We start from the raw sequence: 22,679 nt of genomic DNA, 5'->3' as shown, positions 1-22,679 counted from the left end.
TTCTGGTGCAAGCATGGGCGGCTGCGGGGCAGGCGTGCGACGTGGGCCGGCCGCCTTCTTCCCCGCTCAGGACGCGGCCGCCCGGTGTCTGGTGGGTGGGACGAGCCGCCGCGAGGAAGGGAACCCCTCCATGAGACGGACGGTCCTGGCCACGGTGCTGGCCTCGATGCTCGCGCTTCCGGCGTGTGAAGACCGCGATGCCCAGGCGACCTGGACCCAGGCGTCGGGCTCGGTGGCGCTCAGCCGGGATGACGCCTTTCTCTACGTGGTGGACTCGGACAACGGCGTCCTCGCCGTGGTGGACACGGCGCGTCGTGAAAAGGTGGGCGAGGTGAAGGTGGGCCTCCTTCCCGAGCGCGTGGCGGTGGGGCCGGACGACACCGTCTACGTCTCCAATCGCGGCTCGCGCAGCGTGTCCGTCATCCGCCGGGGGGACTGGAACGAGGCGGCCCGCATCGCGGTGGGTGTGGAGCCCGTGGGCCTGTCGGTGTCGCCCACCGGGGACACGCTGTACGTGGTGAACAGCACCGCGCTGGCGACGTCGAGTCACGGCTCGTTGATGGCGGTGGATACGCGCTCGCTGTCGGTGCGCTGGGAATTGCCGGTGGGGGATGAGCCCCGGGGCATCGCGCTGGCGCAGGGCGGCAAGCGCGCGCTCATCACCCGCTTCCGCCAGGGCGACCTGGTCTCCGTGGACCTGACGGACGCGGACCGGCCCCGCGTGGTGCGTGAGCAGACGGACCTGTACGCGCGCGCCAATGTCCGGGACAACGTGGCCGCGTCCCCGGACGGGCTGTCGCCGCGGCTTCCGCCCGCGGACATCCGCTTTCAGCCGCGCAGCATGTCGAGCGTCGCGGTGACGCCGGATGGAGAGCGCGCGCTGGCGACGGTGATGTGGGCGCGGGAGGACCCGCTGTCTCCAGACGGGACGCCCACTCCTCCAAGCGGGGGCTCGCTCTACGGCGGTGGTGGGCCCTGCAACACGGGCGGCGTGGTGGCGCCAGGGCTGGTCACCTTCGACACGGACACGGGCTCGCCCCGGGTGGATAACCTGGACCGGTGCCGTCCGCCGCCGGACCTGTCACCGGACTTCCCGCCCTCCACCATCATCAGCCCGGAGTCGACGCACCCCATCCAGGGGCCGGTGGCGGCGGTGGTGGACCCGACGGGCCTGTGGGCCTTCGTGGTGAACCGGGAGACGGACAACGTCGCCATCATCCCCACGGGGCGCCGTTCGGGCTCGGACCTGAGGTCGGGCCTGGGCAGCACGGTGCGCCAGTTGGTGCGCGTGGGCTCCGGCCCCACCGGCATCGCGATGACGCGGGATGGGCGCAAGGCCTATGTCTACAACGCGTTCGACCACACGGTGACGACGCTGGTGAACGACGGCGCGGGTGGCACCGCCAACATCCGCACGGACGGCGCGCCGCTGCCCATCGCCGGGGACGTGCTGGCGCCCAACGAGGCGGCGGGCCGCAAGCTGTTCTTCAGCGCGCTGGACTCGCGCATGGCCAGTACGTCGGTGGGCGCGTCGTGCGCGAGCTGCCATCCCGATGGCCGCGAGGACGGCCACGTCTGGGGCTTCCCGGACGGGCCGCGTCAGACGCCCAGCCTCGCGGGCCGGAGCATGACGAAGACGGGGCCGTTCCACTGGAGCGGCGAGTTCTCCACCATGCGGGACTTCCTCGACGCGACGGTGCGCCACCGCATGGGTGGGACGGTGCTGGACGGTGTCATGGTGGCGCAGCTGTCCGACTTCATCGACGTGCTGCCCGCGCCGGACAACCCGCACAGGGCCGACGTCCTCACCGACGCGCAGACCCGCGGCGAGGCCGTGTTCCGAAAGGCCGCGTGTGACACCTGCCACGGAGGGGCGCACTTCACCCTCAACACGCAGGCCGACGTGGGCACCTTCGTCACCTCGGGGCCGCTCCAGGATGACCCGGTGGTGCGCAAGCAGGGGCTCAACACGCCGTCGCTGTTGGGGCTGGCCCGCACCGCGCCGTACCTGCATGACGGCAGCGCCGTGTCGCTGAAGGACCGGCTGATGCAGGGCCGCGAGTCGAACCAGCACGGCGTGACGGCGCAGCTCACCGACGCCGAGGTCGACGACCTGGTGGCGTACCTGCTCACGCTGTAGGGGACGGGGGCTGTCCGGTGGGCCTCAGGGCTCGCCGGAGTCCCCCGCGTCCTCTTTCTGGGCACCGGGTGTCCCCGCGTCGAGCACGGCGGGCGTGGTGGCGATGAGCGCCGAGCGCGCCACCTCCACGGCCCGCTCCGTCTCACCGCCCAGCCAGGTGACGACGACCGCGCAGTCCGTGTCGTCATCCCAGGCCAGCACCTGGGACATGCCCTGGGCGGGCGCGCGCCGCACCGCGGCACGGCCGAGCGCGGGCACCGCCACGCCGCCGGCCTGGAGGGTGGGGGCCATCAACTCGTGGATGTCCGACTGGGCGTAGCGGGCGTTGCAATCCCAGGTGATGGAGACGGCGAGGCCGGGCTCCGCGTCCGAGCGGAAGCTGCACAGCGGGCCACACGTCGGGCAGGCGCGCTCCTGCTTCATCGTGAAGCCGGGGAGCATCAGCTCGCGGTCGTCCGCGGGCAGCAGCACCTCGCAGTCGGGGAGCGCCGCGCGCTCGGCAGGGGGCGCTGTGGTGCCCGCGTCCACCGCGGATGTGTCCGAGGGTCGGCTCCGGCACGCCGCCAGTGCCAGTGCCATGAACAATGCCGCGCGCCCTCCAGCCCTCATCCCGTGTGACTCCCGTGTGCGCCTGCCGAAGCGGCGCGGATGGTAGACCGGAGGATGCCTCGCGCGGCGACGTTTCCCGCATGCCGCTGACCGCTTCCGGACGCAGGCCCGGTTCGGCCTCCGAGCGGGCGGGCTTGCCTCGTGCCTTATACGCCCTTCGGATTAAGCTGAGGCTTCCCTCCATGCGCTTCGCCCCCTCCTTGCCCTTGCTCGTGTTTGCCCTGGTGGGAGACGTCCAGGCGCGTCCGGTGGAGGTCGCTCGCTCGGCTGTCGTGCCGTCGCAGTCGAGGGTGTCGGGCGCCGAGGCTTCGAAGGGGCGTGTCCCATCGGCGGGCTCGTCGAAAGCACCCGTGCCGTCCCAGCCAGGACCGCCTGCGTCTGGCGGCGGGGCACCGGCACGTGTGTCGTCGGGAACCGCGCCCGCGGCGGCTTCTGCGCCAGCGGAGCCTCTTGGGGCGCCTCCGCGCAACCCGGCGCCGGACACCTCCTGGGCGCAACCCGGCCAGGTGCCCGCGCCCGCTCGCAACGAAGCTCCGGACGACGCGGCCTGGGAGTCCTTTCCGGGCGCCACCGCTGTCCCCGAGGCGGAGGAGGCTGCCACGCAGCCCCAGTTGCCCGAAGTTCCGCCGCTGGTGCCCGTCGACGAGGCCGCCATCCCCGCGCCGCCAGCCCCCGTCAGGCCGCCGCCCGTCCCCAACCGCGTGAGCCTGCTCGGCGCTCGGACGGTGGGGGCAGGGGGCATGGCCGTGGGCTTGGCCCTGGGCTTCCCCATCGTGTCCGCGCGAGTCGCCGTGGGCGTCCATCGTCGCGTGGACGTGCTGGCCGGCGTGGACAGCGCCTACGGGTTGATGAACGAGCTGCGCGTGGGCGCGCGGTGGATGGTGCTCGACGGCGGGCCCCGGTGGAGCGTGGGCATGGCGGTGGAGGGCAGCCACGCCTTCTTCCTGCGGCCCGCGAGCGTGGAGGACCGGGGCGCGCGCTACTACAGCGGACGCCGCAACTGGAACGTGCTGCCCGGCATCGTCGGCAATCTCCAATTCGCGGGCGCCCGCTCGCCGCGACTGTTCCTGGACGTCCGCTACCTGATGGCGCTGGACACCGAGCCCATTCAAGGTGTGCCGCTGGGCGGCCTGCCCCCTGACGTAGAGCTGTCCGGCGCCTTTCCGGTGCGGTTGGGCGCGGAAATCCCCGTGAGTGAGAAAACGTCCTACGCTCTGACGATTGGCGGGGACATCCGGACCCGGCCTGACGAGACTGACTTCATGCCCGTCATCACCTTTGGCGTCGTGACGGGTTTCTAGCGAGGTCTTCCATGCGTGGCAGTGTCATCGGCTCCGGCTCCTTCGGTACCGCCCTGGCGAACGTGCTCGCGGTCAATTGCGAGGAGGTTCGTCTGTGGGGTCGTGAGTCCTCCGTCGTGGAGGCCATCAACACCCAGCACGAGAACCCCACCTACCTGAAGGGCATCCCCATCTCGGAGCGCGTGCGCGCCACGAATGACCTCCAGGAGGCGCTCGCGGGCTCGGAGTTGGTGGTGCTGGCCACGCCCAGTCACGCCACGCGCGAGGTGGTGGCGAAGGCTCAGGCGTACCTGCCGCGCCACGTCCCCATCGTCACGGTGTCGAAGGGCATCGAGAACGGGACGCTGCTGACGATGACGGAACTCCTGGAGGACTGCCTGCCGGAGGAGTTCCACCCGTACCTCGCGGTGCTGTCCGGCCCCAGCTTCGCCAAGGAGCTGGCGCGGCGCATGCCCACGGTGGTGACCATCGCCTCCCACTGGGACAAGGTGGCGCTGCGCTGCCAGAAGGCGCTGCAGACGGAGACGTTCCGTAGCTACACCTCCACGGACGTGGTGGGCGTGCAGTACGGCGGCGCGCTGAAGAACGTCATCGCGATTGCCGCCGGCATGGCGGACGGCCTGGGTATGGGCCACAACGCGCGCGCGGCCATCATCACCCGCGGCCTGGCGGAGATTACGCGCCTGGCGGTGCGCAAGGGCGCCAACCCGCTGACGCTCTCCGGCCTGTCCGGCATGGGCGACCTGGTGCTGACGTGCACCGGCGAGCTGAGCCGCAACCGGCACGTGGGCATGGAGCTGGGCAAGGGCCGCAAGCTGCCGGACATCCTCGCGGACATGAAGGAAGTGGCCGAAGGCGTGAAGACGGCCCGCAGCGCACACGAACTGGAGGTCAAGACGGGCGTGGAACTGCCCATCTGCCACCAGGTGTACCTGATTGCCCACGAGGGCAAGAGCGCGCGCACGGCGGTGGTGGACCTGATGACGCGCCAGCCGAAGTCGGAGCTGGCGGGCGTCTGAGCGGCCTTCAGTAGCGGCGCGGCGCGGCGTCCGGCGTGGCGCCGCGGACGCGCCACACGGTGAGCCGCTGGGAGTTGGTGTGGCTCACCACCAGGCCCTCCTGCTGCATCTGCTCCAGCAGGCGGTTCGTCTTGAGCCGGTCCAGCCCCACGGACTTCGCCAGCAAGTCACCGGGCATGCCGCTGATGTTGCGGCGCAGCTCGTTGACGATGGCGCGCTTGAACTCGTTCTTCTGGAGGCCGTCTAGGTCCTGCGTGCGCCACGCCTGGAGGACGCCCGCGGCGATGATGACCAGCGTCAGAATCGCCAGGACTGGGTAGATGATGTGGCTGTTCTGCTCCAGCAGCTCGAAGTACTTCGGAGACAGAGAGGACACAGGCTTCGCGTAGTCAGCCTGGGCCAGCAGCAGGGGTGTGAGCGATGGAGTCGACACGGCCCCCCGACTCTACGGGGAGCCGTGCCTGCGCGGCAACCGCGGGCTCAGACGGCGCCGATGGCCTCGGTGGCGCCTTCGGCGAACAGCGTGGTGTCCGCCTTGGCCAGCAGCGTCGCCAGGCCCTCGCGCGTCGCAGCGCTGATGGCCACGCCGCCCCGGGTGCGCAGCAGCGCCTCCACTTCGTCCGGCGGAAGCAGGTCCGCTTTGTTCCACACCATGAGGCGCGGCTTCTCCATCAAGTCGAGCGACTCGAGGATGTTCTCCACCGCCTCCACCTGCTCGTCGCGGGCGGGGTCCGCCGCGTCCACGACGTGGAGCAGCAGGCTGGCGTCGTACAGCTCCTCCAGCGTGGCGCGGAAGGCGGCGACCAGGTCCTTGGGCAGGTCCCGGATGAAGCCCACCGTGTCGGTGATGATGACCTCCCGCTCCTGCGGGAAGCGCAGCCGCCGGCTGGTGGGGTCCAGCGTGGCGAACAGCTTGTTCTCCGCCAGCACCTCGGCGTTCGTAATCGCGTTGAGGAGCGTGGACTTGCCGGCGTTGGTGTAGCCGACAATGGAGATGACGGGCAGCTCGCGCCGGTTGCGCTGGGCCCGGCGCACGCTGCGCTCCCGGCCAATCGCGTCGATGCGCTTCTCCAGGTGGGTGATTCGTTCGCGCACGCGGCGGCGGTCGATCTCCAGCTTCGTCTCACCAGGGCCACGTCCGCCAATGCCGCCCATGAGCCGGCTGAGCGAATCGTCGCTCTGCACCAGCCGCGGCAGCCGGTACTTCAGCTGCGCCAGCTCCACCTGGAGCTTGCCCTCCGCGCTCTGCGCGCGCTGCGCGAAGATGTCGAGGATGAGCTGTGAGCGGTCCAGGATTTTGAGGCTGGTGGCCTCGCCGATGTGGCGCCCCTGGGACGGGGTGAGGTCCTTGTCGAAGATGAGCAGGTCCACCATGGACTGCATGGAGCGCAGGTTGAGGTCCTCCAGCTTGCCGCGGCCGATGAGGTAGCGCGGGTCCGCCTCGCGCTTCACCTGGAGCACGGAGTCGATGACCTCCACGCCCGCGGTGCGCGCCAGCTCCTTCAGCTCCGCCAGGCTGGACTCGGCCAGGGCGCGGTTGCCGTCCAGGCACACCGCCACGAGGATGGCCTTCTCCCGGCCGCCCACCTTGCGCGACGCCGCCTTGCGGTTGAACTCCTCCTCCAGCGCGCCCAGCGTGTCCATGAGGTCGGGCTGCGCCACGTGGACGGAGGGCAGCGTCTCGACGTGCCAGAAGTCGCCGGAGCCGTTCTCCGGGATGAGGTAGGCGTAGTGCAGGACGCCGGGCAGGCCGTCGTGGCCCACGCCAACGGCCGCCACGCAGTCCAGGCGCAGCAGCGCGAGGTCCGTGAGGTCGTCCTTGGTGAGCGGCTCGCTCTTCAAGTGGGTGTGGACCAGGCGGAGGCCACGCAGACGCACCTGGCCCGCGCGGGCGCGGCCAATGTCCGGCAGCTCGAGCTTATGGGCGCTGCCCACGATGACGTGCTCGATTTCGCCCTTCCGGTTGACGAGCACACCCACCTGCCGGTTCATCTCACGCGACAGCTCGGTGAGATGCCGGGCAAGCTCGGGCGACACGATTTCGTGCGGTGGGACGCGCCGGCGGAAGGTGTTGCGCAACCGGTGCTGTTCGCTCGACTTGAGGCCCAGGGTGTTGCCGTAGATTTCCTTCAAACCGTGCTCTCCTGGCGGAGGCATTGGGGCCCCCACCTTTTCCGTACGACTTTATGACTGCCGCTGTGGGGAAAACACGCCGGACGCGCGCGCCTTCCATTTCTGACCTACGCTGACGCCCCGTGAGTTCGATTGCCACGGGACGCACCGCCCTACGCTCCGCCCGGCGGGTGGTGGTGAAAATCGGCACCAACGCACTGACGAACGTCACCGGACGTTTCAACCGTCAGCACTTCGATGCGCTGGGCCAGGATTTGTTGTGGGCCGCGCAGGGCCGCGAGCTGGTGGTGGTGTCCAGCGGGGCCATTGCCCTGGGGGTCGAGCGGCTGGGCCTGCCCTCGCGCCCTCGCGACATTCCAGGCAAGCAGGCGTGCGCGGCGGTGGGGCAGAGCCGGCTGATGCAGGCCTACGAAGAGGCCTTCGCCGCGCGTGGGAAGGCAGTGGCCCAGGTGCTGCTTACCCACGAGGACGTGCAGGAGCGCCGCCGCTACCTCAACGTGAAGCACACCCTGGAGCGGTTGCTGTCGGCGGGCGTCGTCCCCGTCATCAACGAGAACGACACCGTCTCCGTGGACGAGCTGAAGTTCGGTGACAACGACACGCTGGCGGGGCTGGTGGCCGGCGTGGTGGATGCTGACGCGCTCGTCCTGCTGTCGGATGTGGAGGGCCTCTACACCGGAGACCCCCGGCGCGACGCGGGCGCGGAGCTGCTGGCCACGGTGATGCAGGTGACGCCCGAGGTCCTGGCGCTCGCCACCGGCACGAGCAGCGGGGTGGGGACGGGCGGCATGAGCACCAAGGTGCGGGCGGCCGCGCGCGCGTCTGATTCCGGCATCCACTGCGTGATTACGTCCGGCGCCGTGCCCGGTCGCCTGCGCGCCGTCCTGGAAGGGGCGGACGTGGGGACCCACTTCGAGCCTGCCGGCAGCCGCCGCAGTGCCCGCGCCGCGTGGATTGCCCATGCCCTGCGCGCACGCGGGACGCTCACGGTGGATGCCGGCGCGCGCGAGGCCATTGTCACCGGCAAGCGCAGCCTGCTGCCAAGCGGCGTGCGCGGCGTGGAGGGTGACTTCGGGCGCGGAGACCCGGTGGACCTGGTGGACGCGGAGGGGTCCGTGTTCGCGCGGGGGCTGGCGGCCTACGACGCCAACGAGCTGCGACGCATCGCCGGACATCGCACTGCGGACATCGAAGCGGTGCTGGGCTACCGCTACCTCGACGAGGCCGTGCACCGCGACGACCTGGCCGTACTGTAGCCAGGCAGGGCGCCGGTCAGATGGACGAGGTGGACAGCGACTTGCCGCCGCTTTCGCCCAACTGCATGAGCGCGCGGAACTCCGGCGAGTCCACCTTCATCAGCAGCAGGGAGACCTCGAGCTCTCCGGGGACGCGGCCAAGCTGTAGCTTGCGCTCCTGGCCGTGGAGCAGCGCCAACTCGGAGTGGCCCTTCGCCTCGGGCAGGAGCAGGTCGAGCTGGAGGAGGAAGGACTGGCCTTCGGCCTTGGGCGTGAGGACCAGCCGGTAGTCGGGCAGGGGCGCACCTGGACGGCGGCGCTCGGCGCGAAGGGTGCGGCCCGTCTCGCCCAACAGCTTGGGCTGGGCCACCAGCCGCCCGTCACGGCGGACCTCGACGGCGAAGTAGAGGGGCTCCGCGCGCACGGGCGCAGGCGCGGCCATGCTCGTGAAGCCCACGAACATCGCCAACCCGGCCACCACATTACGGACGAGGGTGATGCCGCTCATCGTGAGTCCCTTCGGAGGCTCCGCTCGCCGCTTCGGCCGTGCGGCATCCGGACAGGCAGGCCTGTCCACGTCGCTTCCACTTCCACGGAATGGAGCAGCAATAACCCAGATCATGCCCGCAGTGCGAGCCCCCCGCCCAAGTCCTTGCCAGCCGCAATGAGTACAGCCGTGCGTACAGGTGATTACCTGCTTGTTTGTTCAGTCGTGTCCGGCTATCTCGCCGGACGCGAGCGGCCCTCTCACCTGTTTCCCCACCCACACGTCCACTTCTTGACCCTCTCGGGTCCGCCCGGCATCGTCGCCGACCTTTCCAATGGACCGCACTGAACGCATCCTCGACCTCGTGGCCCTTCTGCTCGACGCACGCGAGCCCATCTCCTGGGCCGAGCTGCGCGAGCACTTCCCTGGTGACTACGGCGGCTCCGATGATGCCGCCGAGCGCAAGTTCGAGCGCGACAAGGCGGAGCTGGTGGAGCTGGGCTTTCCGCTGACGTACGTGCAGGGAGACGACGAGCGCCGGGACGGCTACATCGTCGACCGGGACGCCTACTACCTCCCGGAGGCGGACCTCTCCAAGGAGGAGCTGGCCGTGCTCTACGCCGCCGGCTCCGCGGCGCTGGCGTCGGGGGCCTTCCCGGGCCGGGATGACCTGGCGCATGCGCTGCGGAAGATCGGCTTCTTCGCCGGTCAATCCCTGCCCACACCCCGGGTGCGCATGGAGCTGGGCTCCGTGCACGAGGGCCAGGAGAAGGAGATCTCCGCGCGCCTGGAGCAGCTCTGGGATGCGTGCGCGGCCCGCAAGTGGGTGGACCTGACGTATGCCAGCCCCAAGCAGGCCGGCACCACGCAGCGGCGGGTGGACCCATATGGCCTGGCGCTGCGCCGCGGCGCCTGGACGCTGGTGGGGTACTGCCACTTGCGCAAGGAGTTGCGGACCTTCCACGTTCACCGGATTCGCGAGCTGAAGGTGAACACGGCGCGCCCGCGCACGCCGGACTTCCAGGTGCCGGCGGACTTCTCGCTGGAGGCCCACGTGGCGTACTTCCCGTGGCAGCACCGCTTCCATGAGCAGGTGGAGGTGGTGCTCCACCTGTCGGGCACGCTCGCCTCGCGGGCCGCGAGCCTGTTGCCCGGCGCCACGCTGGAGCCGGCGGAGGAGGGGGCGGTGCGGGCGCGGCTGCCGGTGACGTTCGTGGACGGCCTGATGCGCTTCTGCCTGGCGCTGGGGCCGGACTGCCGCGTGGAGGGCCCGGAGCGGGCGCAGGCGCGTCTGCGGGAGATGGCCTCGCGCATCGTGTCGTGCCACGACGATTCGCTGGACAAGGTGAGCGCATGAGCAACGTCCACGAGCGGCTCCGCCGCCTGCTGTTCCTGGTTCCCTACGTCTCCAAGCACCCCGGCGTCACGGTGGACGCGCTCGCGCGCGCGCTCAACATCAGCCGCGAGGACCTGCTGGAGGAGCTGGACCTGCTCACCTGCGTGGGCCGGCCGCCCTTCAACCCGGACGACTACATCGACATCTACGTGGACAACGACCGCGTCTACGTGGACCTGGACCAGCGCCTGTTCGCGCCGCCCCGGTTGACGCCGGGCGAGGCCGCGGCGCTGGCCGCGTCGGCGGAGCTGCTGCGGCCGGCCACGGGGGACGCGTTGCAGAGCGCCCTCCAGAAGCTGGAGCGCGTGTTGCCGCCCGCCACCCGCGAACGCTACCGGGAGATGTACCGGAAGATTGATGCATCCACGGAGGCGCCCCAGGCCCTGGGGCCGCTCACTCGGGCCATCATCGAGCGCCTGGAGGTGACGTTCGGCTATGCCAGCCCCGGCCGGTCGCCGGAGCCGCGCACCGTGCGCCCCTACGAGCTGCTCAGCCACCGGGGGCAGTGGTATCTGCAGGGCTACTGCCACACCCGGCAGGACGCGCGCCTGTTCCGCCTGGACCGGATGGAGGACATCCTCGTCACGGACGTGTCCTTCCAGCCGCCCGCGGACGCCCGGGCGGACGTGCCCAACCCGGCGCGGGGCCTGACGGATTCCTCGGTGCGCGTGCGCTTCTCCCCCGTGGCCGCACCCTATGTGAAGGAGCGCTTCGGCCAGGACGCCCGCCCGCTTGCCGACGGGGGCGTGGAGGTGCTGGTGGCGGGGGACAGCGAACGCTGGCTCACCCAGTGGGTCCTGTCCTTCGGTGGCGAGGCGCAGGTCATGGAACCGGCCTCCGCGCGTGCGGCCGTTGCCCGAGCGGCGCGGGCATCTGTAGGATTGTAACCCCCCATGCCTTTCCAGCTGACGATCTCCGAGGGTAGAGAAGCCGGTAAGGAGTTCGTCTTCGACCAGGACTCCGTTCTCATCGGCCGTTCGACGGATTGTGACGTCGCGCTGTTCGACCCGGGTGTGTCCCGGCGCCACTGCCGCATTTTCCTCGACGGTGATGCCTACGCCGTCGAGGACCAGGGCAGCGCCAACGGGTCGCTCATCAACGGCAGTCCGGTGAAGACGCAGGTGCTCGAGGACGGCGACAAGCTGACCCTGGGACCGGTGACGTTCATCTTCGCCATGCTGACGGACGAGCCGGCCACGGGCGAAGAAGAGCTCCCCGCCGGCGCCCAGGAAGGCGATGGCAGCACGCGCATCGTCTCCCTGGATTCCCTGAAACGGCAGCGCAACAAGGGCGTCGCGCTGGCCCCGGAAGGTGCCGACCAGGAGGAACTGAACGAAATCCGCGAGGGCGCCACCCGCTCCAACCTGCAGGCCCTGCGCCCCGTGTCCCAGGGGCAGAGCGGCTCACGGGCGGCCATCGAGCGCTCGGCGCCAGCGGCACCGCCCGCGAAGCGGCCGTCCAGTTCGCCCCCGCCGGTCCGGGCTCGTCCAGCGCCAGCAGCCGGGGGCGGTGGTGGCCTGTCCGCGGCGGAGCGCGCGCGCATCCGGCGTGAGTCCCCCGGCGTGGTGTCCAGCGCGAAGCTCTTCTGGGCGGACGCCAGCCAGGGCGTGCGCACCGGCATCATCGGTGGCGGCGTGGCCATGGTGCTCGCGCTGTTCGGCGTCCTCTACTGGCTGGTGCTGAGCGGCGAGGACGGTCAGCCGATGGGCGAGGAGCCCTCGATGCTGACCGGCCAGCCCATCCGCGACTCGTTCGGCCTGGGGCCGGGCGTGACGTGGGATCGCCCGGACATGAAGGTCTTCGAGTGGGAGTACACCGCCGCCACGCGCGCGGTGGTCATCCTCCACTACCAGGCCCAGAGCATCTCCAAGGACGAGGTCGTGGTGAGCGTCAACGGCGTGGACGTGGGCAAGGTGCCGCCCGACACGCTGGCCAGCCAGGACCGCTCCATCGAACTGATGATTCCGGCGCAGCACCTGAAGAAGGGCGAGCCCAACCGCATCATCTTCGACAACGTGAAGAATCCGCCGGGCGAAGACCCGTGGATCATCTGGAATATCTGGGTGGAGCGCGCGCTGCTGCCGGACCTGCTGCCAGAGGAGCTGGTGCGCGAGGCCACCGAGTACCACAAGCGGGGCTTGAAGCACTTCCAGACGCCGGACATCGGCGCTCGCAACCGCTACGAGGCCTGGAAGTCCTTCCGCGTGTCGTGGCTGATGCTGGAGGCCCACCCGGAGCCGAAGCCCGACCTCTACTACGACGCCCAGGAGCGCATGAAGGCGGCGCAGCAGGAGCTGGACCGCACCTGCTCCAAGCTGCTGCTGGAGGTGGAGGGCTACTACAACCAGGGCAACTACAAGAGCGCCTCCGCCACCCTGGACCACGTGAAGGAGTACTTCCCGGAGTTCGACCAGCCGTGCGCCACCCGCGCGGACGCCAAGCGCGCGGAGTACGGCCTCTAGGCCGCGCCACGGCTTTCCGGTGTCCGTGAAGTCGCGGGATTGTCCCGTCGGCTTCCGGACACCGGCTGGCACTGGAAGACAGGCTGCGAAGCGGCTCGGGTTGCCGGGTCGCGCGGGCATCCGCACCGTTGGGATGCCATGCGTGACCAGGAGGCGTTGACCGAGCAGTCGGGGGAAGCGGACACGGGCGCGCCGCGGCGTGCGCCCACGCCCCCAGTGCCCGTGCCGGAGCATGGGCCGGTGTGGAGCCCCAACGTCTCCGGGCTGCTCCTGTCGCGCTACTACCTGCCGCGCCGTCACGGGGTGGTGCAGGGCAACGCATGCCAGCTGTTGCGCGACGGCGCGGAGGCCTACCCGGCGATGCTGGAGGCCATCCGCGGGGCGCGCCGCTATGTCCGCCTGGAGACGTACATGTTCGTCTCCGACGCCGTCGGCGAACTGTTCGGCGAGGCGCTGGCGGAGGCGGCCGAGCGCGGCGTGCACGTGAAGGTGTTGTACGACGCGGTGGGCTCGTGGACGAGCCGCCGGAGCTTCTTCTCCGGGCTGCGCGCGAGGGGCGTGGACATCCGCGCCTTCAAGCCCTTCAGCCTGTCACGCGGGCTGCGGCACCTGCTGCGGAGGGACCACCGCAAAATCCTGGTGGTGGACGGCGAGGTGGCCTTCACCGGTGGGGTGAACATCTCCGCCCACTGGGCGCCCGCGGAATCTGGCGCGGCGTGGCGGGACGACGTGCTGCGCATCGAGGGGCCGGCCGTCCACGAACTGGAGCGGTGTTTCTCCGCCACGTGGCGGATGATGTTTCAGGGCCGCTTCCACCGGCTGACCCGGCGGTTGGAGCGCCTGCACAACCCACCGCCCCGGCACGGCGCGGTGGGGCTGGCGGTGTTGTCCAGTCGGCGAAGCATCCACCGGGCCTACCTGCACGCCATCCGCCGGGCCCGGCGCAGCGTGCTGGTGGCCGCCGCCTACTTCATCCCGGACCGGCGCATGGTGATGGCGCTGCGCGAGGCGGCCCGGCGCGGGGTGGAGGTCCATCTGCTGCTCAACGCTCGCAGCGACCACCCCATCCTGGAGTTCATGGCCCGGGCCTTCTACGAGCGGCTGCTGGGCGCGGGCGTCCGCATCTTCGAGTGGCAGCGCGGCGTGCTGCACGCCAAGACGGCCGTGGTGGACGGGGTGTGGGGCACCATCGGTTCGTTCAACCTGGAGCGCCTCAGCCTGGCCTTCAATCACGAGGTGAACGCGGTCTTCGCCGACCGTCGCTTGGGACAGCAACTGGAGGACTCCTTCCGCACGGACTGCGGGGACTGCCGCGAGGTGACGCTGGCGGAGTTCCGCCGCCGGCCCCTGTGGCAGAAGCTGCTGGAGCGGGCGCTGTCTCTGCTTCGCAAAATCATCTGAGCCAGGCCTGCCCACCCCTCAGCGGGGCGCATGGTTCCGATGAGCGGGGCTGCACACCTGCGGCTCGAAGCGTCCGGCCCTCAATGCCCTCGCAGGAACCCTTTGCAACGCGTCAAAGGGGGGCCTAGAAGTTCCCGCATCCCGCGCAAGGAAGGACGGCAACATACATGACCGACAGTTTCGGCACGAAGTCCCAGCTCAAGGTGGGCTCTGCCACCTATGACCTCTTCAGCCTGGGCAAGCTGGCCAAATCCCACCCGGCGGTGAACCGCCTGCCGTTCTCGCTGAAGGTCCTGCTAGAGAACCTGCTGCGCCACGAGGATGGCCGCGTGGTGAAGCGCGAGCACGTGGAGAAGATGCTGGCGTGGGACCCCAAGGCCACCCCGGACGTGGAGATCTCCTTCCACCCCGCCCGCGTGCTGCTCCAGGACTTCACGGGCGTGCCCGCGGTGGTGGACCTGGCGGCCATGCGTGAGGCGCTGGCCTCCATGGGCGGCAACCCGGACAAGATCAACCCGCGCAACCCGGCCGACCTGGTCATCGACCACTCGGTGCAGATTGACTCCTTCGCAACGTCCGCCGCGTTCAAGGAGAACGCCGAGCTGGAGTTCGAGCGCAACCGTGAGCGGTACGCGTTCCTCCGCTGGGGCCAGAGCGCGTTCAAGGGCTTTGGCGTGGTTCCGCCGGACATCGGCATCTGCCACCAGGTCAACCTGGAGTTCCTGGCGCACGTGACGTTCCGCCAGGGCAGCACCGTGTACCCGGACACGCTGGTGGGCACCGACAGCCACACCACGATGATCAACGGCCTGGGCGTGGTGGGCTGGGGCGTGGGCGGCATCGAGGCCGAGGCCGCGCTGCTGGGCCAGCCGATTACGATGCTGATTCCGCAGGTGGTGGGCTTCAAGCTCTCCGGCAAGCTGCCCGCGGGCGCCACCGCCACGGACCTGGTGCTCACCGTCACGCAGATGCTTCGCAAGAAGGGCGTGGTGGGCAAGTTCGTGGAGTTCTACGGCAGCGGCCTGAAGAACCTGTCCCTGCCGGACCGCGCCACCATCGCGAACATGGCGCCCGAGTACGGCGCCACCATCGGCTTCTTCCCGGTGGACGAGGAGAGCCTCAACTACCTGCGCTTCACCGGCCGTCCGGACGACCTGGTGGCCCTCACCGAGGCCTACGCCAAGGAGCAGGGCCTGTGGCGGCGTGACGACGCCGAGGACCCCATCTTCAGCGACACGCTGGAGCTGGACCTGTCCACCGTGGTGCCCAGCCTCGCCGGCCCCAAGCGCCCGCAGGACCGCGTGCCCCTCAAGGACATGAAGTCCGGCTACGAGAAGTCGCTGGTGGAGATGCTGTCGGCCGGCAAGAGCAAGGGCGAGGACGAGGAGGGTGGCAAGGGCAAGGCCGCCGCCGCCGCGGTGCCTCCCGAGCGTCTGGCGCAGGCCGTCACGGTGAAGAACGGCCGCCAGAGCTACCAGCTGGGCCACGGCGCGGTGGTGATTGCGTCGATTACGTCCTGCACCAACACCTCCAACCCGGCGGTGCTGGTGGGCGCGGGCATCCTGGCCAAGAAGGCCGTGGAGCGCGGCCTCAACCCGAAGCCGTGGGTGAAGACGTCCCTGGCCCCGGGCAGCCGCGTCGTCAGCGAGTACCTGCGCGACGCCGGCCTGCTGCCCTACCTGGAGGCGGTGGGCTTCCACATCGTGGGCTACGGCTGCACGACGTGCATCGGCAACTCCGGTCCGCTGACGGAGCCCGTGGCCAACGCCGTCACCGAGGGTGACCTGGTCGTCGCCGCGGTGCTGTCCGGCAACCGCAACTTCGAAGGCCGCATCAACCCGCACGTGCGCATGAACTACCTGGCCAGCCCGCCGCTGGTGGTGGCCTACGCGCTGGCTGGCGAAGTGGGCATGGACCTGGACAACGAGCCGCTGGGCACCGACCCCAACGGACGTCCCGTGTTCCTCAAGGACATCTGGCCCACCAACGAGGAGATTCAGGAGGTCATCCGCACCTCCGTGAAGCCGGAGCAGTTCCGCAGCCAGTACGCCAACGCCATGGAGGGCGACGCGCTCTGGCAGCAGCTGCCGGTGGGCAAGGGCTCCACGTTCCAGTGGGACGACACGTCCACCTACGTGCGCAAGCCGCCCTTCTTCGAGAACCTGCCGAAGGAGCCCAAGGCGACGCAGGACATCCATGGCGCGCACGTGATGGCGCTGCTGGGTGACTCCGTCACCACGGACCACATCTCCCCCGCGGGCAACATCGCCAAGACGAGCCCGGCGGCCAAGTACCTCATGGCCAACGGCGTGGAGCCCAAGGACTTCAACTCCTACGGCGCGCGCCGCGGCAACCACGAGGTGATGGTGCGTGGCACCTTCGCCAACATCCGCCTGAAGAACCTGCTGGTTCCGGGCGTGGAGGGCGGCGTCACCGTCCACATCCCCACGCGCGAGCGGATGAGCATCTACGACGCGTCCATGAAGTACCAGGCGGAGGGCACGCCGCTGGTGGTGCTGGCGGGCGCGGAGTACGGCACCGGCTCCAGCCGTGACTGGGCGGCCAAGGGTACCATGCTGCTGGGCGTGAAGGCCGTCATCGCCAAGAGCTTCGAGCGCATCCACCGCTCCAACCTGGTGGGCATGGGCGTGCTGCCGCTCCAGTTCGAGGCGGGCCAGGACGCGCAGTCGCTGGGCCTCACCGGCCACGAGAAGTTCGACATCACCGGCGTGGCGCAGGACCTGGCGCCGCAGAAGAAGCTCACCGTGAAGGCCACGGGTGAGAGTGGGACCAAGGAGTTCACGGTGGTGTGCCGCATCGACACGCCGAACGAGCTCGACTACTACCGCCACGGCGGCATCCTGCAGTACGTGCTCCGCCAGCTGGCCAAGGCCTAGCGCGGAGAGGAAGGAACCGGCGCCCTGCTTTCCTCGGCGGGCGCCGGTAGCACCTCGGCCCGGAGCCGCCCCCGTGGCGCTCCGGGCCGTCGTGTCTTCTATGGCTCGCGCAGGCGGGCCCAGGCGGCGCGGTAGCGGGCCAGGCGCTCGGCGTCCTTGGCCGTCACCGCGGCCAGCCTCCGCACGTCCATGTTGTCCTCCAGGTCCGCCAGCTTCACGCGGCGGGCGAGCGCCAGCGGGCGCAGCCGTTCGATGAAGGCCTCGTACGTCTCGTCCTGGCGGCGGGTGAGGGCGTCCAGCGCGCCCAGGACGTTCTCCGGGTAGCCCAGCTCGCGCAGGCGCTCGAGCGTGTAGGGCGTGTCCTCCACCACGTCGTGGAGGATGGCCACGGTGCGCTCTTCGTCCGTGTCCAGCCGCATCATCACCCGCAGCGGGTGGAGGATGTACGTCTGGCCGGCCTTGTCTCGCTGGCCGTGATGCGCGGCCACCGCGAGCGCGATGGCGTCTTCGAGTGCGGGCATGCCCGTCTTCTAACGCCAGACGCCCTCCCCAGGCGAGCGGGGAGGGCGGGCCTTCACGGCATCACGGCAGGCAGCTGGCCGCGTTCTCGTGGCGGCAGGCGTGCTGCTCCTGGGTGAGGGGCAGCTCGTACACGTTCTGGAGCACCTCGCTGTTCTCCGACACGTCCACCGAGGTGGCCTGGCGCTGTCCGGGCTCCTGCATGACGGCGCTGTACTTCACGCTGCCCGTGGGCGAAATCATCACCGCGGTGGCGGGCTCGGGCGGCGGTGACAGCACCGCGCGCTCCTGATAGCGCGCGTTCTCGAAGGACGCGGCGCAGTTGGGCAGGCCGCTGAGGAAGTCCGCCTGGTAGAAGCGGGCCTTGGCGGCGGTGCTGCTGCACACCTCGCCGTCCTGAGACGGGTAGATGACGTTCCACAGCGTGCAGCTGGCCACCGTGGCCGCGCCGCCCGCCGTCTTGTGGGTGTGGTTGTCCGTGTACTCCAGCATCCACCCCGGGCTCTCCGGCGCGGCGCCCGTCGCGGAGCAGGCCCCGGACGCGTCGCAGGTGATGTTCGTCACGTCCACCAGGTCGCCGCTGGTGTCGTTGTCGCTGGTGCGGTCGCTCAGGCGTTCCGCGTCGAACTGGCTCGCCGTCATGGGGCCCTCCGCGGAAACAGCGGTGGCATCCTCGACGAACGTCTGCCCGGCCACGCCGTACACGCGCACGCCGTAGAATCGATTCTTCCCAATGGCGTTGACGGTGCGGGTCAGCTCCAGGTCCGCGAAGTTGGGCGCCACGTTGCTCACGTCGAGGCAGCGGAAGTTGCCCTCGGCGTCCTTGCCGCACTCCACGCGCGCGGGGCTCATGGAGGTGTAGTCCTGGGGCGCTCCCGGGCAGGAGCGGGCCTCGTGCCGGGTGAACCGGGCCGACACCACTGTCTGGCCCGGGTCGCCACAGGCGGGCTGCGAGGCCGTCTCACGCGTCAGCGTGGACTGTGCCAGTCCCCGCTGCGTCCACTGGTGCCGCGACTGGGTGATGTTCTCGCCGATGCGGTCCACGCGGTAGTCCACCTCCACGTTGCCGCACCCGTAGCGCGCGCAGGCCTGCGGGTTGTCGAAGCGGCAGATGCCGGCCTGGTCATCCAGCAGCGCGTAGCGGTCACCCGTGCCGACGAGCGCGCGCATGGCGCCCGTGCCCGGCTGGATGCCGATGGAGGGCACGTAATAGAAGGGCCATGTGCGCGTGAGGCTGTCGCCCTGGCCGCCCGACGGACCCACGGCGTCCCGGTCCATCTGGAAGGCGCGCGCGGCGCTCCAGTTGCGGATGAGCCGGGTGCTCGGGTCCAGCGCACCGGGCACGGACATGCGCGCCACCCAGAGCTGGCCGCGCATGTCACCGAAGACGGCCGTGTCGAAGAAGCCGTCCTGCTGAACGTTGCCCGCCACGCCGTAGTCCACCAGCGCCACGGGCGCCGCCACGCTGTGCGTGAGGTGCCGCGCGGGCCCGTGCTGCTCGCCGGTGGCGTTCGGGTCGTATTCGAACTTCCACCACAGGTTGTCGGTGCGGCCATTCACCTCGGGGGACCACGCGTCCACCATGTAGATGCCGCGGCCCTTCTCCTGGCCGGGGGACCAGCCGCCCGACAGGGCCACCATCCACCGCTCCTGGGTCTCCACGTTGTAGCGGGACACGGGGCCGGCCGAGGTGCCCGCCTCCACCAGCACGGGGCCAATGGGCGGCGGCTTGGGGCTGAGCGAGAAGAGCGTCTTGCCGAAGAGGGCGGCCTCCGGGGAGTCCGGCTGCGGGTACATCCACTGCATCCGGGGCGCGCCGAAGCGGCCGGTGCCCGAGTCCGCGCGCAGCTCCAGCGCCAGGTAGTGCACGCCGCCGCGTCCCTCCGAAATCACCGCCATCGTGTGGTACTCGGTGGACTGCTTGATGCCGTCCGGCTGCGAGCCGTCCGAGCCGTCCGCCCACACGTCGCGCACCATGATGTCGCCGTCCACGTAGTACTGGTGGCCGTTGGCCATCTCGTGCAGGCGCGACAGCAGGTCGGGCGGGATGAAGGCCCACTCCTCCTCGCCGTTGCTGGGCGAGTACTCAATCATGGGCAGGCCGCCCTCGCAGTTGTCGTTGCTCGCGGTGCTGTCGCGGAAGGCGTGCAGCATGCCGTCGTTGGCGCCCACCAGCACCAGCTTGTCGCGGCGGCGGTAGCGGTGCAGGTACGCGTCATACGCGTCCACCTCCACGGTGTTGCCGCAGCGGCTGATGCTTTCGGTGGCGAGTGGCGTGGGCGACACGCCCAGTTGCTGGCTGTAGAGCGTGCGCGTGCACTGGTTGCTCATGCCCAGGTTGCACAGGAACTTGTCCATGGGCGGGTCCACCAGCACCGGCGCGGAGTGGAAGATGTCGCCCAGCACGGAGCGGCGCACCTCGGTGCGGTTGCCGTTGCCGTCCTCGTCCGCCAGGTCCTGGCCGCGCACGTATTGGATGAGCGTGCGCACGCAGATATCGTTCACCCAGGTTTGCGCCTGCGCCAGGCTGCCGAAGCCGGGCACCGTGACGCTCATGGCCGCGGCGGCCTGCTGGGGCGTCAGCCGGAGGCCCGTCATCAACGTGCCAGGGTCGATGTCCAGGGGGCTGAGCGACTGCACCTTCGGGCAGACGGGAGTGCCGAGGATGCCGAAGTAGCTCTTCAGCACCTCGCGGTTCTCCACGGTGAACTCGATGGGCGTCGCCGCGTTGTCCGCGGCGGTGAGGCGCCCGTCCTGGTTGCTGTCCGTCACCGTGTAGATCTTCCGGCTGTTCAGCGCGCGGGCCATCAGCGCGCGGCGCGCCTCCCAGAACTGGTTGGCCGGGGTGCTGCCACCGTCCTTGACGAAGTTGCCGGATGTATCCTCGACGACGATGTCCCCGTCTCGGTCCACGACGAAGATGTCGTCCATGTCGCCGTCGCCGTTCTTGTCGACCCCTTCCACGAACTCGTTGAACTGGTTGAAGCGCCACAAGTCGCCGCGCCAGGCGCTGTCACCGGAGGCGGGCGACATGCGCGGCATCAGCGCGCTGAGCGTGGAGCTGCCTGTCTGGAACGAGGAGATGGCTGCGGCGGCGAACGCGATGTTCCGATTCTGCACGTCGTCGACGATGGCTTGGAGCGCCGACTTCAGCTGGCTGGAGTTGGTGGCCGCGTAGAAGCGCCCGCCGCCCGCGTCCGCGGTGACGCGCAGCAGGTTGATGGCTTTCGTGTTCGTCAGCGCGAAGCCCACGGTGTAGGTGGCCACCGCCTGCGACCCTGCCAGCTCCGGCCGCATGTCGTTCGTCCACATCCACTTGGCGATGCGGTGGATGTGGCTGCTGGAGCCGCCGCTGTTGTTGCCCTGGCCGGCCGCGGCGCAGTTGGAGCAGGGGACTTCCAGGTTGCGCACCTTGGGCGGGACCTGGGCGGAGTCGCCGCTGGGCTCGTTGGGCTCCCCGTCCGTGAGCAGAATCATGGCGTTGAAGCCGCAGGTGAAGCAGGTGGCGGCTCGTCCGGGCGCGGCCTCGTCGTTGAAGCCCGAGTCGCGCAGGTAGTCGCTGCCGAACCAGCCGGGGAACGGGTCGCTGCCGGCGGAGCGGAAGTAGGTGCTGGCGCCCCACAAGGCCTGCGTCAGGGGCGTGCCCGTGTTGAAGCGCAGCCCGTTCCGCATCTTGCTGAGCAGGTTGTTGCGGTGCGCTTCACGCTCCGCGCCGCTGAGCGACTTGTCGCAGCGGGGGCCGAATCGCTCGAAGCGCACCACGTCCTGACCGCTCCACTTCACCGTGTCGGTGGCTTCGCTGCTCGCGGAGAACGTCACCACGCCGAAGCGCGTGCGCTCCGAGTCCTTGAGCACCTGGCTGATGACGTTGACGGCGGAGTGGCCGCGCGGCGAGTAGAAGTTGAGGAAGTTGCCCGACGCGACGCGCTCGCTGGAGGTGTACTGGAAGTAGCCCTTCGTCGCGAGGCACTGCGCGCACGCGGCTCGCGCGGCGGGCCGGTTGCCATTGTTGTTGGTACCCACCAGATTGGCGCATGCCGCCGCCGCGTTGTCGCTGATGACGGTGTTGGGCGGTGGCTGGTCGAAGCGCACGGGATTGCTGTTCATCCCGAAGCTGGTGTGCGTGCCGCTGCCGTTTCCGGCGAAGCTGTAGTACTTGGCCGGCACGAACCAGGGCGAGTCCTGGTTGGTCAGCGACAGCCACATCCGCGGGTACTCGACGTTGGCGTCGTAGTTCAGCTCGTCAATGTTGGCCTGCCGGCAGCCTGGAGAGGCGCCGCCGCTGGAGCTGTCGAAGCTGTGGTTGCTGTCGTTGCTCCAGGCGATGGGCCAGTACGCCATGGAGCCCGACGTATCCAGGATGAGCAGGATGTTGGGCGGGCCGCTGGGGCTGGTGAAGAAGCGCTCGTCGCTGCCGCGCGCGGGGTTGAGCAGCGCGTCCAGGCGGGAGGTGGACTGCAGGCTGCAAGACGCCGGGTCCTGCGCGAGCGCGCCAGGGGCGGCCAGCAGCACGGACAGGGCTGTCACGGTGGAGAAGAGTGCCTTCATGGGGGGCTCGGGGAAGGGCGGGGTCGGAAGGGGTCAGATGCCGAAGCGGAAGACGAACTCGGTCTCGGCCTGCCGGCCCCCGGGTTCGTCACACATGACGACCACGCGGTAGTAGCTGCCGCCGGCCGTGCCTTCTCGAAGGGTGTTGGCCGCGTCACTCACCTGGTCCTTGCCGCTGCTGAACGAGGACGAGGCGAGCACCGCCGCCGTGGGCGCCGACGCGGTGTCACCCAGGTGGGCGGTGCGCATGACGCTGCTGTCGGCGACGACCTGGTCGTCTTGCAGCACCTGCTCCAGGCTGATGCTGGTGACGGGCACGGCGCCGGTGCCGAACACCTTCAGCCGCGACAGCAGATAGCGCCGCGCCGTCTCCGCGCAGGCCTCCACGCGGTCGCTGCGCGTCTTGGCCACGGCGGCGGACTGGTTGCGGCCGGTGAAGGTGATGGCGCCCACCACGAGCAGCAGCAGCACCGTCAGGGCAATCAGGGTGATGGCCAGGGCGCTGCCCCGGCGTGCGGCGAAGTGAGTCATG

16 protein-coding genes are annotated in these 22,679 nt (G+C 69.9%); 9 read left to right on the top strand and 7 right to left on the bottom strand.

The genetic code is table 11. The annotated features are described in order from the left end of the window. The first annotated feature begins 130 nt into the window (after positions 1 to 130). Entirely contained in the window at positions 131 to 2,140 is a 2,010-nt protein-coding gene (locus tag F8M74_RS04755) for a c-type cytochrome (protein WP_141253526.1), read from the top strand. A 24-nt stretch (positions 2,141 to 2,164) separates the two neighbouring features. Here F8M74_RS04755 and F8M74_RS04750 read toward each other — a convergent pair whose 3' ends face one another. Continuing rightward, positions 2,165 to 2,749 (bottom strand): hypothetical protein, encoded by a 585-nt coding sequence (locus F8M74_RS04750; RefSeq protein ID WP_141253525.1) that lies wholly within the window; start codon positions 2,747 to 2,749, stop codon positions 2,165 to 2,167. A 182-nt stretch (positions 2,750 to 2,931) separates the two neighbouring features. On the opposite strand from F8M74_RS04750, the gene F8M74_RS04745 reads away from it, so the two are divergent. Continuing rightward, positions 2,932 to 4,050 (top strand): hypothetical protein, encoded by a 1,119-nt coding sequence (locus F8M74_RS04745; protein ID WP_228560699.1) that lies wholly within the window; start codon positions 2,932 to 2,934, stop codon positions 4,048 to 4,050. 11 nt (positions 4,051 to 4,061) lie between these two features. Continuing rightward, positions 4,062 to 5,069 carry an NAD(P)H-dependent glycerol-3-phosphate dehydrogenase gene (locus F8M74_RS04740; RefSeq protein ID WP_141253524.1) on the top strand — a complete coding sequence of 336 codons (1,008 nt, stop codon included), beginning with the start codon at positions 4,062 to 4,064 and terminating at the stop codon, positions 5,067 to 5,069. 7 nt (positions 5,070 to 5,076) lie between these two features. On the opposite strand, the gene F8M74_RS04735 is transcribed toward F8M74_RS04740, so the two are convergent. Both F8M74_RS04735 and hflX read right to left on the bottom strand, forming a co-directional pair. Next, complete coding sequence (locus F8M74_RS04735) at positions 5,077 to 5,502, bottom strand: hypothetical protein (protein WP_011551472.1); 426 nt, start codon at positions 5,500 to 5,502, stop codon at positions 5,077 to 5,079. Positions 5,503 to 5,549: 47 nt separating this feature from the next. Beyond that, the gene (gene hflX / locus F8M74_RS04730; RefSeq protein WP_171410459.1) at positions 5,550 to 7,202 is read right to left on the bottom strand and encodes a GTPase HflX; all 1,653 of its coding nucleotides are present in this window, start codon (positions 7,200 to 7,202) and stop codon (positions 5,550 to 5,552) included. A 122-nt stretch (positions 7,203 to 7,324) separates the two neighbouring features. On the opposite strand from hflX, the gene proB reads away from it, so the two are divergent. After that, a complete protein-coding gene (proB, locus tag F8M74_RS04725) occupies positions 7,325 to 8,458 on the top strand; it encodes a glutamate 5-kinase (protein WP_141253522.1) in 1,134 nt (377 codons plus the stop codon). Between the two features lie 16 nt (positions 8,459 to 8,474). Here the strand turns inward: proB and F8M74_RS04720 are convergent, their stop codons facing one another. Next, entirely contained in the window at positions 8,475 to 8,945 is a 471-nt protein-coding gene (locus F8M74_RS04720) for a hypothetical protein (RefSeq protein WP_225888583.1), read from the bottom strand. Positions 8,946 to 9,258: 313 nt separating this feature from the next. On the opposite strand from F8M74_RS04720, the gene F8M74_RS04715 reads away from it, so the two are divergent. The 5 genes from F8M74_RS04715 (at position 9,259) to acnA (ending at position 17,080) form a co-directional block, all read left to right on the top strand. After that, positions 9,259 to 10,281, top strand: coding sequence for a YafY family protein (locus tag F8M74_RS04715; protein WP_141253521.1), 1,023 nt, complete (start codon positions 9,259 to 9,261; stop codon positions 10,279 to 10,281). Continuing rightward, on the top strand, positions 10,278 to 11,207 hold the full coding sequence (locus tag F8M74_RS04710) for a YafY family protein (protein ID WP_011551477.1): 930 nt from the start codon (positions 10,278 to 10,280) through the stop codon (positions 11,205 to 11,207). The genes F8M74_RS04715 and F8M74_RS04710 overlap by 4 nt, the downstream gene beginning before the upstream one ends. Positions 11,208 to 11,213: 6 nt before the next feature. Next, positions 11,214 to 12,782, top strand: coding sequence for an FHA domain-containing protein (locus tag F8M74_RS04705; protein WP_141253520.1), 1,569 nt, complete (start codon positions 11,214 to 11,216; stop codon positions 12,780 to 12,782). 39 nt (positions 12,783 to 12,821) lie between these two features. After that, positions 12,822 to 14,183, top strand: a complete 1,362-nt coding sequence (gene clsB, locus F8M74_RS04700) for a cardiolipin synthase ClsB (protein WP_141253519.1) — start codon at positions 12,822 to 12,824, stop codon at positions 14,181 to 14,183. A gap of 167 nt (positions 14,184 to 14,350) precedes the next feature. Further along, a complete protein-coding gene (gene acnA / locus F8M74_RS04695; RefSeq protein ID WP_141253518.1) occupies positions 14,351 to 17,080 on the top strand; it encodes an aconitate hydratase AcnA in 2,730 nt (909 codons plus the stop codon). A 98-nt stretch (positions 17,081 to 17,178) separates the two neighbouring features. On the opposite strand, the gene F8M74_RS04690 is transcribed toward acnA, so the two are convergent. The 3 genes from F8M74_RS04690 to F8M74_RS04680 all read right to left on the bottom strand — a co-directional run bounded on the left by F8M74_RS04690 (position 17,179) and on the right by F8M74_RS04680 (position 22,678). Further along, positions 17,179 to 17,601 carry an HD domain-containing protein gene (locus F8M74_RS04690; RefSeq protein WP_141253517.1) on the bottom strand — a complete coding sequence of 141 codons (423 nt, stop codon included), beginning with the start codon at positions 17,599 to 17,601 and terminating at the stop codon, positions 17,179 to 17,181. 61 nt (positions 17,602 to 17,662) lie between these two features. Beyond that, positions 17,663 to 22,147 carry a PilC/PilY family type IV pilus protein gene (locus tag F8M74_RS04685; protein WP_141253516.1) on the bottom strand — a complete coding sequence of 1,495 codons (4,485 nt, stop codon included), beginning with the start codon at positions 22,145 to 22,147 and terminating at the stop codon, positions 17,663 to 17,665. A gap of 33 nt (positions 22,148 to 22,180) precedes the next feature. Beyond that, positions 22,181 to 22,678 carry a hypothetical protein gene (locus tag F8M74_RS04680; RefSeq protein WP_141253515.1) on the bottom strand — a complete coding sequence of 166 codons (498 nt, stop codon included), beginning with the start codon at positions 22,676 to 22,678 and terminating at the stop codon, positions 22,181 to 22,183. Position 22,679: the final 1 nt, after the last annotated feature.

The sequence above is a fragment of the Myxococcus sp. CA023 genome (assembly GCF_010998615.1).
Taxonomy (GTDB): Bacteria; Myxococcota; Myxococcia; order Myxococcales; family Myxococcaceae; genus Myxococcus.
This window is presented reverse-complemented; position numbering and strand designations above follow the sequence as displayed.

What these genes read in the sequence shown, in the direction of transcription:
- F8M74_RS04755 (WP_141253526.1), top strand. Translation starts at nt 131, where the DNA reads ATGAGACGGACGGTCCTGGCCACGGTGCTGGCCTCGATGCTCGCGCTT.
- F8M74_RS04750 (WP_141253525.1), bottom strand. Translation starts at nt 2,749, where the DNA reads ATGAGGGCTGGAGGGCGCGCGGCATTGTTCATGGCACTGGCACTGGCG.
- F8M74_RS04745 (WP_228560699.1), top strand. Translation starts at nt 2,932, where the DNA reads ATGCGCTTCGCCCCCTCCTTGCCCTTGCTCGTGTTTGCCCTGGTGGGA.
- F8M74_RS04740 (WP_141253524.1), top strand. Translation starts at nt 4,062, where the DNA reads ATGCGTGGCAGTGTCATCGGCTCCGGCTCCTTCGGTACCGCCCTGGCG.
- F8M74_RS04720 (WP_225888583.1), bottom strand. Translation starts at nt 8,945, where the DNA reads ATGAGCGGCATCACCCTCGTCCGTAATGTGGTGGCCGGGTTGGCGATG.
- F8M74_RS04715 (WP_141253521.1), top strand. Translation starts at nt 9,259, where the DNA reads ATGGACCGCACTGAACGCATCCTCGACCTCGTGGCCCTTCTGCTCGAC.
- F8M74_RS04710 (WP_011551477.1), top strand. Translation starts at nt 10,278, where the DNA reads ATGAGCAACGTCCACGAGCGGCTCCGCCGCCTGCTGTTCCTGGTTCCC.
- F8M74_RS04705 (WP_141253520.1), top strand. Translation starts at nt 11,214, where the DNA reads ATGCCTTTCCAGCTGACGATCTCCGAGGGTAGAGAAGCCGGTAAGGAG.
- acnA (WP_141253518.1), top strand. Translation starts at nt 14,351, where the DNA reads ATGACCGACAGTTTCGGCACGAAGTCCCAGCTCAAGGTGGGCTCTGCC.
- F8M74_RS04690 (WP_141253517.1), bottom strand. Translation starts at nt 17,601, where the DNA reads ATGCCCGCACTCGAAGACGCCATCGCGCTCGCGGTGGCCGCGCATCAC.
- F8M74_RS04685 (WP_141253516.1), bottom strand. Translation starts at nt 22,147, where the DNA reads ATGAAGGCACTCTTCTCCACCGTGACAGCCCTGTCCGTGCTGCTGGCC.
- F8M74_RS04680 (WP_141253515.1), bottom strand. Translation starts at nt 22,678, where the DNA reads ATGACTCACTTCGCCGCACGCCGGGGCAGCGCCCTGGCCATCACCCTG.